The sequence below is a fragment of the Vibrio sp. genome (assembly GCF_038138445.1).
Taxonomy (GTDB): Bacteria; Pseudomonadota; Gammaproteobacteria; order Enterobacterales; family Vibrionaceae; genus Vibrio.
In genome coordinates this window covers 1-10446 of the sequence record NZ_JAYQDQ010000114.1, presented here as the reverse complement: position 1 = coordinate 10446, position 10446 = coordinate 1, and the positions used below count along the sequence as shown (strand labels likewise).

At 42.5% G+C, this 10446-nt stretch carries 10 protein-coding genes and 2 pseudogenes; 9 read left to right on the top strand and 3 right to left on the bottom strand.

Annotation, left to right across the window (positions count from 1 at the left end):
* Positions 1–51: 51 nt before the first annotated feature.
* Together AAFM34_RS18975 and narQ are read right to left on the bottom strand one after the other, a co-directional pair.
* A pseudogene (locus AAFM34_RS18975) lies at positions 52–552 on the bottom strand (response regulator); the annotation flags it as partial.
* Entirely contained in the window at positions 539–2269 is a 1731-nt protein-coding gene (gene narQ, locus AAFM34_RS18970; RefSeq protein WP_341665557.1) for a nitrate/nitrite two-component system sensor histidine kinase NarQ, read from the bottom strand. The pseudogene AAFM34_RS18975 and the gene narQ, both read right to left, overlap by 14 nt.
* Before the next feature lie 213 nt (positions 2270–2482).
* Between narQ and napF the strand changes: the two genes are divergently transcribed.
* From napF to AAFM34_RS18940, 6 genes are all read left to right on the top strand, one after another.
* Positions 2483–2962 (top strand): ferredoxin-type protein NapF, encoded by a 480-nt coding sequence (gene napF / locus AAFM34_RS18965; protein ID WP_341665555.1) that lies wholly within the window; start codon positions 2483–2485, stop codon positions 2960–2962.
* Between the two features lie 15 nt (positions 2963–2977).
* Complete coding sequence (locus AAFM34_RS18960) at positions 2978–3286, top strand: chaperone NapD (RefSeq protein WP_341665553.1); 309 nt, start codon at positions 2978–2980, stop codon at positions 3284–3286.
* A gap of 2 nt (positions 3287–3288) precedes the next feature.
* Complete coding sequence (napA, locus tag AAFM34_RS18955; protein WP_341665551.1) at positions 3289–5778, top strand: periplasmic nitrate reductase subunit alpha; 2490 nt, start codon at positions 3289–3291, stop codon at positions 5776–5778.
* Between the two features lie 70 nt (positions 5779–5848).
* On the top strand, positions 5849–6307 hold the full coding sequence (locus AAFM34_RS18950; RefSeq protein WP_341665549.1) for a nitrate reductase cytochrome c-type subunit: 459 nt from the start codon (positions 5849–5851) through the stop codon (positions 6305–6307).
* Between the two features lie 28 nt (positions 6308–6335).
* Positions 6336–6914 (top strand): NapC/NirT family cytochrome c, encoded by a 579-nt coding sequence (locus AAFM34_RS18945; RefSeq protein ID WP_341665547.1) that lies wholly within the window; start codon positions 6336–6338, stop codon positions 6912–6914.
* An 11-nt stretch (positions 6915–6925) separates the two neighbouring features.
* The gene (locus AAFM34_RS18940) at positions 6926–7063 is read left to right on the top strand and encodes a TIGR02808 family protein (RefSeq protein WP_341665545.1); all 138 of its coding nucleotides are present in this window, start codon (positions 6926–6928) and stop codon (positions 7061–7063) included.
* Between the two features lie 84 nt (positions 7064–7147).
* Here the strand turns inward: AAFM34_RS18940 and galE are convergent, their stop codons facing one another.
* Positions 7148–8161, bottom strand: a complete 1014-nt coding sequence (gene galE, locus AAFM34_RS18935; RefSeq protein ID WP_341665543.1) for a UDP-glucose 4-epimerase GalE — start codon at positions 8159–8161, stop codon at positions 7148–7150.
* A gap of 226 nt (positions 8162–8387) precedes the next feature.
* Here galE and AAFM34_RS18930 point away from each other — a divergent pair, with 226 nt between their 5' ends.
* The 3 genes and pseudogenes from AAFM34_RS18930 to AAFM34_RS18920 form a co-directional block, all read left to right on the top strand.
* Positions 8388–9122 carry a 5-oxoprolinase subunit PxpA gene (locus AAFM34_RS18930; protein WP_341665541.1) on the top strand — a complete coding sequence of 245 codons (735 nt, stop codon included), beginning with the start codon at positions 8388–8390 and terminating at the stop codon, positions 9120–9122.
* 10 nt (positions 9123–9132) lie between these two features.
* Positions 9133–9840, top strand: a complete 708-nt coding sequence (locus AAFM34_RS18925) for a carboxyltransferase domain-containing protein (protein ID WP_341665539.1) — start codon at positions 9133–9135, stop codon at positions 9838–9840.
* Positions 9831–10391 (top strand): annotated as a pseudogene (locus tag AAFM34_RS18920) (biotin-dependent carboxyltransferase family protein); the annotation flags it as partial. The gene AAFM34_RS18925 and the pseudogene AAFM34_RS18920, both read left to right, overlap by 10 nt.
* Positions 10392–10446: the final 55 nt, after the last annotated feature.

The window sequence follows — 10446 nt, the reverse complement described above, 5'->3', positions numbered from 1 at the left end:
AGGTTTTTAGCTGGTGCCAGCTTTCAGTTAAATGGGGTTTACCGCCAGCTTACGTTTGTTGCGATTTCCTTTTGCTACTTCTTTGAGAATCTGCATTTCACGACCTGTTAATGCGTCAAATACATTAGTGCTTGACGGCTTTTGGGCCAAGTAGCTAGCCACCTGCCTGCTGTATACTTTATCTCCTTTCAAGGAATGTTTAAGAAGAGTGACAAGCTCCTCTGGTTCATTATCTTTTAAAAGATAGCCATCTGCTCCCGCTTTCACTATGGCATCAATATCTAAGGGGCTATCCGATACTGTCATAACTACAATGATTGCATCACAGCTTTCTGCCCTGAGAGCATTTAAAGTCTCTAAACCAGACATTCCTTTCATGTTTAAATCAAGCAGAATTAGCTCCGGCTGGAACTGATGATTTGCAGATAAAGCATCTACTCCATTGCCTACTTCAGCAACCACGTCAAACTCATCTTCAAGATGTAATAGTTGTGTTATCCCTCTCCTTATTAATGGGTGATCATCAACCAACAATACTTTAGATTTCGTCAACTTTTTCCTCCTTCGCCTTAGGGTAGCTCAATAGAACCTCACACCCCTCCCCATTTACCGTATTTATATCAACGCTACCATGCAAGCATAGAGCGCGCTCTCGAATGATGTTAAGCCCATAATGATGCGCCTTATCAGTTGAATAATCGAAGCCCACTCCATTATCTTTTACTTTGACTTTCACATTGGATGAGTCTTCGTAGCAATGAATGCTTATCTTAGACGCTTCTGCATGCTTTATTGCATTGGTTATCGCCTCTCGTATTATCTGTAACAAGTGCACTTGTTGGTGAGCATCCAGTTGAATCGATGAAAGTTCATTGTTGAGCTCTATCCTCGACTGCGTTTGCTTACTCATTTGCTGAACGACTTCTTGCAGCGCAGAGCCAAAACTTTTAGCCCTGATAGTAAGTCTAAAGGTAGTAAGAAGCTCCCTCAAATGTACATATGCCGAAGACAAGCCTGTATCTAATTCACCTAGTGTAAGCTTAGATTCATCACATAATTCAGACTTAGGAAACTGATGTATCTGTCTTTTTAATATGGAAACTTGAATCTTTAGATAACTTAAAGCCTGAGCTAATGAATCATGTAGCTCTCGCGCAATAGCAGTTCTCTCTTCCATTAACAGCAGTTGTTCTGCCTGACGTTGTGATTGATTGTAGTAAATCGCACGAGAGAGGAGTTGTACGAAGCTATTTATCAGATCCGGATCAGGGCAAGGTAGTGTTACCTTCCAAAACAGGGTACCAAGTTTCTGCTCATCCATACAAAGGGGGGAACTCGTGCTATGAGCAGAATAGCTACTATCGATTCCTGCTTCTATTATTAACGATTTTTCTCCTAGCTCAACAATTTCCAACCTAGCCGACTCTATACCTTCAATGGTTATAAATTGGCTTAAAATATTGGAAAAATTGTTGTGTGTAATGCGTGAAGCAGCAAGCTCTTGAGAACAGCAATACAAAACTTGTAACGATTTATTAGCCCTTTGCAACTTACTCGTTTTATCGTCAACCGCCAATTCAAGACCATGGTATAACTTACCTAATTCAGCGGACATGTTATTAAAGGTATGCGTTAATACCCCAATTTCATTACCGCTAGCAACATGAAGAGATACGTTAAAGGAATGTGATTGAACTTCTTCACTTGCCTTAACCAAGATACCTAGAGGTTTCACTACGTGCTTACGGACATAATGAATCAAAAGAATTGAAACAACCAAAATACTGCCTAGTCCAAGACTCCCCACCCATGCGAGCGCTGTTAACTTCCATTCAGAAAAGTGCTGAAGCTTAACCACAAATGCATCGATTTGTTTAACAAAGCCCTCTACTTCATATAGATATTGTGTTCGATTATAGCCGGTCAGCACAATTTTTAGTTGAGACCAACGCTTAACCAGATGCTCATAGTCTTGAGCTATATCCTTAGGAGATATCCAGCTGCGAAGTGACTTCATAGATGGTGAGAACAAAGACTGTTCGAAAATCACAATATGTCGCTCAAAGTGATCGGATGGCATTTGAATATCGTGCGATAAACGATAGCTTTGCATCCGCATTGATCCGGCAACATTAATAGCTTCAGCATCGTTCAGAGTCGAGGCTAACATCACAATGGCAAAGCTGGTAGTGGACAATGACAATATTAAAATTAATCCCATGGCCTTAGCGACGACATTAGTTACCGATTTTCTCGCTATTTCAGTCACTTAATTCCCTAACCTTACCAATCGATGGTATCAATATCTCTTCAAATGTTGGAGGGTTTATTGATCTTAAACAAACACACCGCCTTTTACCCCCTTAGAGGTATTTATACATATATGTCAAAAACTACAATTTAAGTCAGGTTAAATAGTAAATTGATAACTCTTGCTATGAACTAACGTTAGTTTAGTTGATATCAGAAGGTGGGTGGTATCGTGGTCGATCTTTCAAAACGACACTTTTTTTTCCAAGATAAATCTGAGGGTGCTCTGTTAGATCTCCCTTGGCTTGCTCGGCCCGCATCGTTTACCGATATATGCACACGATGTTCAAAATGCCTAAACGCTTGTGAAACCCAAATTATTGTCCTAGGTGATGGTGGTTTTCCCAAAGTCGATTTTTCTAGGGGTGAGTGTACATTTTGCCATCAATGCGTCGACGTATGTAGCGAGCCTCTATTCCGCTCAACAGCAGAACAAGCATGGGCAGAAAAAGCCGTGGTTAATCCAACATGTCTCGCTAAACAAAATATTGAGTGTCGAAGCTGCTCCGATAGCTGCGAATCCATGGCCATCACATTTAAAACCACGTTAGGTAAAGTGGCTCAACCCACTTTAAACGCTGCCGCATGCAACACTTGCGGTGCTTGTGTGTCCGTTTGCCCTGCTTCATCGATTGAAGTGAAGAGCTTTTAACAATGAGCGTTAATTATGTCTACTAATCAAGTTCACATTTCTAGCTTAATCGTACATGTGCATCCGGACTCACTAGCCGAAACAAAAGCACGGATAAATTCTTTTGACAATGCCGAAGTATACGGTGATAGCGCCGACGGAAAAATCGTGGTGGTTCTGGAAACCGAAAGCCAAGGTTTGATCACTGAAACGATTGATACCATTAACCAGCTAACAAATGTAATGAGTACTGTACTTGTTTATCACCAAATCGAAACTGAATTCAACATTGACGAACTCAAGCATAACAACAACGAAAAACACTACTCCCAACCTGAGGGTTAAGTATGAAGATGACAAGACGTGCGTTTGTTAAAGCAAACGCAGCAGCATCAGCCGCCGCAGTCGCCGGTATTACTCTACCAGCATCTGCGACCAATCTGATTGCTAGCTCAGACCAAACCAAGATTACCTGGGATAAAGCACCATGCCGATTTTGTGGTACCGGCTGTTCTGTCTTAGTCGGAACACAAAACGGTAAAGTTGTAGCTACTCAGGGCGATCCAGAAGCTCCCGTTAACAAAGGCTTAAATTGCATAAAAGGGTACTTTCTGTCAAAGATCATGTACGGAGAAGATAGACTCACGCAGCCATTAATGCGCATGAAAGATGGTAAATACCATAAAGATGGTGATTTTGCTCCAGTTTCTTGGGACGTCGCATTCGATACTATGGCAGAGAAGTGGAAGCACGCTTTGCAGAAACAAGGCCCGTCGGGAGTAGGTATGTTTGGGTCTGGACAATGGACGGTTATGGAAGGATATGCTGCCGCGAAAATGATGAAAGCAGGATTTCGTTCAAATAATATAGATCCAAATGCTCGCCACTGTATGGCCTCTGCCGTTGGTGGATTTATGCGAACCTTTGGTATTGACGAACCTATGGGGTGCTATGATGATTTCGAACACGCGGATTCGTTCGTACTTTGGGGTTCAAACATGGCGGAGATGCACCCAGTGCTATGGACTCGTATTACGGACCGTCGGCTTAGCCACCCAGATGTAAAGGTGAATGTATTATCAACCTACTATCACCGCTCTTTCGAATTGGCGGATACTGGCTATATTTTTCAGCCTCAATCCGATCTTGCAATCGCAAACTTTATTGCAAATTACATAATCCAAAACAAAGCAGTCAATTGGAGTTTTGTTAAAAAGCACACCAATTTTAAACAAACCGCTACTGACATCGGATACGGTTTACGTGACAGTGACCCGCTACAAAAAGCGGCGGCAAACCCTAATTCCGGAAAAATGACCACCATCAGTTTTGAACAATATAAGAAGTCCGTCGCACCTTATACCGTAGAAAAAGCGGCAAAACTGTCAGGAGTCTCGGAAGACAAATTAATCGAATTGGCAAAACAGTACGCCGACCCCGATACAAAAGTAATGTCTCTTTGGACTATGGGTATGAACCAGCATACTCGTGGCGTTTGGATGAACAGTCTGATCTACAATATTCACCTACTTACAGGCAAAATTGCAACGCCAGGTAACAGCCCGTTTTCTCTTACTGGTCAACCTTCAGCCTGTGGTACTGCACGTGAAGTCGGCACCTTCGCGCACCGCCTCCCTGCAGATATGGTTGTCGCAAACCCCAAACACCGTAAGATAGCAGAGAAAATTTGGAATATTCCAGATGGCGTAATTCCACCTAAACCCGGCTATCACGCTGTGATGCAAGATCGTATGCTCCATGATGGAAAGCTCAATGCTTATTGGATAATGTGTAACAACAATATGCAAGCTGGGCCAAATATAAATGGAGAGCGCCTACCCGGATATCGCAACCCAGAAAATTTCATTGTTTGCTCTGACCCTTACCCTACCGCTACAGCGCAAGCTGCCGACTTGATTTTGCCAACAGCCATGTGGATAGAAAAAGAAGGTGCGTATGGCAACGCCGAACGTCGGACTCAAGCATGGTATCAGCAGGTTAACACCGTGGGTGATGCTAAATCTGATTTATGGCAAATAATGGAGTTTTGCAAACGTTTCAAGATGGAAGAAGTCTGGACTAAAAAACAATTGGCCAAGGCACCTCAGTATCGTGGCAAGACCATGTATGACATGCTATTTGCAAATGGAGTTATCAACAAATACCCCATAGAGGAAGCCCGAGAACTAAATGACGATGCACACCATTTTGGTTACTACGTCCAGAAAGGATTGTTTGAAGAATACGCTCAGTTTGGTCGTGGGCACGGACATGATCTGGCTCCTTATGATAAATATCATGAAGTGCGTGGGCTTCGCTGGCCTGTTGTCGATGGTAAAGAAACTTTATGGCGCTACAAAGAGGGCTCTGACCCTTATGCGAAGAAAGGCAGTGGCTGGGACTTTTACGGTAAACCTGATGGAAAGGCATTAATTATCTCTGCACCATACGAAGCCCCTCCAGAAGTACCAGATTCTGAGTATGACTTATGGCTATGTACAGGTCGAGTCCTTGAACACTGGCATACAGGTACGATGACACGCCGTGTACCCGAATTGTATAAAGCGGTTCCTGATGCCGTTTGTTACATACACCCTGATGATGCTAAGTCACGAAATTTACGTCGCGGAGAAGAGGTATTGATTGCCAACAAACGTGGTGAAGTACGTGTTCGTGTTGAAACTCGGGGGCGTAATCGCCCTCCTAAGGGCCTAATATTTGTCCCATTTTTTGATGCTCGCATCCTAATCAATAAGTTAATCCTTGATGCTACAGACCCTTTGTCGAAACAAACCGATTTTAAGAAGTGTCCAGTTAAGATCACCAAGGTGGTGTGATGAAAGATCTGTTGCCAAGTAAACACTGTGGCTAAAGCGACGAATTTAGCTCGAAAGTGGAGGATGTAAGATGAAAAGAATATGCTTTGCACTACTATCGGCCAGTGCCTTGATAATTAGCACAATTACAATAGCCGAGTTGAATAATCCCGGCGGAATTGGGGGACTAGAGTCACTTCGGGGAGCCAGTGAACTAGAAGCCACGCGCCCGGCTGACGACTTTAAAAAGTACCCTAAAGAACAAGTACTTGAAAGCAGCTATGTTTATCAACCCCCTTTGGTCCCGCATAGTATTCGCAACTACGAGGTGTCCCTTAATGCAAATAAATGCTTGTCTTGTCATAGCTGGAAGAATGCCAAAGAGATGGGAGCAACAAAAATCAGCGTAACTCATTATGTAAATCGAGAAGATGCTGTATTAGCAGATGTTTCTCCCCGGCGTTATTTCTGCCTGCAGTGTCATGTCCCTCAGGCTAGTGCAGAACCCCTCGTTGCTAATGAATTTAAGAGTGTTGACTCACTCAAGTAGTCGATACGCCAGTAGATAAGAGGCCATTATGAAATTATTGAAAGCGTTTTGGACTAGACTAACAGCCCCTAGTAAAGCTGCCGCTGGGGTCATTTTATTTATGGGTTTCATTGGAGGGCTCTTGTTTTGGGGGGCATTTAACACAGGAATGGAAGCCACGAATACAGAAGAGTTTTGTTCAAGCTGCCACGCACCTATCGTTGCAGAAATCCAGGAAACTATTCACTACTCAAACCGTTCAGGTGTAAGAGCCATTTGCTCAGACTGTCATGTACCTCATGAATGGACCGACAAGATAGTGCGTAAGGTCCAAGCATCTAAGGAGCTTTTCGCACACTTTGTCCTCAGAACAATCAATACACCTGAAAAATTTCAGCAGCGTAGAGCTCATTTAGCCGAACGCGAATGGGCGAGATTCAAAAACAACGATTCACTAGAGTGTCGAAATTGTCATCAATTTGAATATATGGATTTTTCAGAGCAAGGGGCTAGAAGTGCTAAGCAACATTCCACCGCTTTAGCTTCTGGAGAGAAAACATGTGTCGATTGCCATAAAGGCATCGCTCACAAGCTCCCCGACATGTACGGTGTAGAAGGCTGGCAGTAGGAGAACAAAATATGAGTACATTGGAGTCTGTTATATGGCATATTCTGGGTTACGGAGCGATGCCTTTTATCATATTATCAGGTTTCGTTGCTGTCGCGGGGATCTCCATCTGGTTACTATCTCTAACCAAGGATAAAAACGTTGAATAAATCCAGTAATGTTAAACGACCTGCAATTACGCCTCCTTAAACTAATTGCTTAGCGTCAGGAGGCGTCATTAATCTGCCATTCTTTTATTCAGGATAACCTTCTGGGTTATTCGACTGCCACCTCCATGTGTCTGTCGTCATTTGTTCTAATGTTCGCTCAGCTTTCCAGCCTAATTCTTGCTGAGCTTTTGACGGATCAGCCCAGCATTCGGCAATATCACCAGGGCGTCTAGGCGTTATTTTATATGGCACCTGTTTTCCAGACGCTTTTTCAAATGCAGCCACCATTTCTAAAACACTGTAACCATTACCCGTACCTAAATTAAACACATGAAGCCCTTTTTTGCCCCCAACTTTGTTCAGTGCGGCAACATGGCCATCCGATAAATCCATCACATGAATATAATCACGAACACCTGTTCCATCAGCAGTTGGGTAATCATCACCAAATACGGATAAATACTCTCTTCTTCCAACGGCAACCTGTGAAACAAATGGCATCAGATTATTTGGGATACCCGACGGATCTTCGCCTAGATGACCAGACGGATGAGATCCGACGGGGTTGAAATAACGCAATAAAGTGATGCTCCAATCTGGGTTCGCTTTCTGAAAGTCCGTTAAGCACTCTTCTACCATAAGTTTGCTACGACCATAAGGATTTGTAGCACTAGTAGGAAAATCTTCCGTAATAGGTACACGCGCAGGATCACCATAAACAGTTGCCGATGAAGAAAATACTAAAGACGTAACCCCTACTTGGCGCATTGCCTCTACCAAAACCAAGGTGCCATTGACATTATTATCATAATATTCGAGCGGTTTCTCTACCGATTCACCTACAGCTTTAAGGCCCGCAAAGTGTATAACTGATCCAATATTTTGCTCTTTAAGCACCTTAACTAGGTTCGCTTTATCTCGAACATCACCTTCAATAAATAAAGGCTTAACATCTGTAACTTTCTCAATGCGCTCTAACACCGATTTTTTACTGTTATACAAGTTATCCATAATTACCGGAGTCATACCTGCTTCGAGCATTTGAATACAAGTATGGCTACCAATGTAACCCAACCCACCAGTGACTAACACATTCATACTAATAACCTTATTATTATTTTCAATCACATATTAAAACATGTTTGATACAAAATATAGTGCATCTATTTATCCACTACCTGCGACATATTCTCACAAACTAAACTTACTATAAGCCAAAAAAACACCGAAAAGCCCCGCAAGATTACAAAAATCATGAAAAAATCTCTGATTGTCTGTTATTTTTATAACATGTTGAATATGCATGACTATTGGAATCTACTCGATGACAAAACGCACTATAACTCTTAATTGTGATATGGGTGAGAGTTTCGGAATGTGGAAAATGGGGAATGATGAAGCTGTCATGCCTTGGGTAGATATGGCAAATCTAGCCTGCGGATTTCATGCATCTGACCCAGATATTATGCTGCATACGATAAAACTTGCAATAAAATATGACACTCAAATAGGTGCTCATCCAAGCTATCCCGACTTACAAGGGTTTGGTAGACGTAAAATAGAGATGGATAGAGATTCCATCACCAACATGGTTATCTACCAAGTTGGCGCTTTAAAGGCTCTGACTGAAAGTCAAAACACGCAGATTAGCTACGTTAAGCCACACGGTGCTTTGTATAATAACATGTTAAGCGATTTGTCTATTTTCGATGCTGTCGCTGATGCTGTTGCTTGCTTTGACGTCCCTCTTATGATGTTGGCCATAAATGACAATGAAAAACATCTTGAAATTGCCGATAAGTATGAATTACCAGTGCTATTTGAAGCATTTGCAGATAGAGCTTATTTATCCAACGGCGAACTCGCTCCTAGGTCAATACCGGGCTCCGTTTTATCTCAAGAAGAAGATATTCTTGATCAAGTACAACAAATTGCTCACTACGGAAAAGTGAGAACCGTTGATGGATTCCTAATTCCCATTGAGGCCGATACGATCTGTGTGCATGGCGATAATGATCAAGCCATTAAAATGATTCATAAAATTAAAGATACTCTCTAGGAGGTCGAAGATGAATATTGAAACATCCGTTGACCCTGTAGCTGAGTGCTCAATACTCATTCGTTTTGAAGCCGAGTGCAGCCACAAACTTTCTCTATTGATTGGTGAAATAAGTAGATACCTAGCCAATCAGCTTGGTGCAATTATTATGAATGTCACACCATCCATGGACTCTATATTGATTGATTACCTGCCCCATCGGGTGTCCATTTTTGAATTTATACCTTATCTAGAAAAATTAGTTACAGAGGCTATTAAAGCCTTACCAGATGATGTTGACACTCAACTCATTGAGCTTCCCGTATACTACCATCAAGATGTAGGGCCAGAGATTAATCAATATTATGCTAGAGGGCTAAGCCTAGACGATATTATTGGCTTACATACCAAGCAGGAATACACTGTATCCGCCATTGGTTTTGCTCCTGGTTTTGCATTTTTGTCTTCAATAGCTGAATCGCTTCGCTTGCCGCGTAAATCAACGCCTCGAGTCAAGTTGCCTAAAGGTAGTGTCGGAATAGCTAATAACAATACAGCCGTTTACCCATCAGACTCACCTGGAGGTTGGAACATCATAGGCAATTGTCCTATTGACTTATACACACCTGATAAGTCAACTATCCTGCCTTTCTCTATAGGGACAAAAGTCCGCTTTAAATCAATTTCTAGCGACGAATTTCTTCATCTTGGCGGACGTGTTGTAAGGGGATGGCAGTGACAAATATTCATGCAATTACGGCTGTAAAACCAGGTCAACAAACTCTTATTCAAGACTTTGGACGTTTCGGCCTTGCTCACTTGGGCATTACTCAAGGTGGCCCGGTTGATGATTATGCCTATAGCTGGGCAAACCATTTGCTTGGCAACCATACCAATTGTCCATCATTAGAAATTACGCTCGGGCAAGCAGAGTTTCTCATTCACTCAGATTGTGAAATGGCGATAGCAGGTGGTGACCTAAATGCGAAGCTAGATGGGCAGCCTATTGATAATTGGTCTAGTTTTGTTGCAAACCAGGGGCAAACCCTTTCCTTTGCCCTGCCAATAAATGGATTGCGAAGCTATTTGGCTGTCAAAGGCGGGTTCAAAGTACCTGTTCATTTGGGTAGTACGGCGACAGTCATGCGTGATCACCTTGGTGGTATCAAGAGCGGAAGCCCTGTAGGCTCTGGAGATATCATTCATTTTGAGCCACACGATATTATAACTAAAACTAAGCAGATGACCTTTAGGTACAAACCGGACTACAACTTACCCCTTGAGTTGAGAGGTAAGCTGGCGGTAAACCCCATTTAACTGAAAGCTGGCACCAGCTAAAAACCTG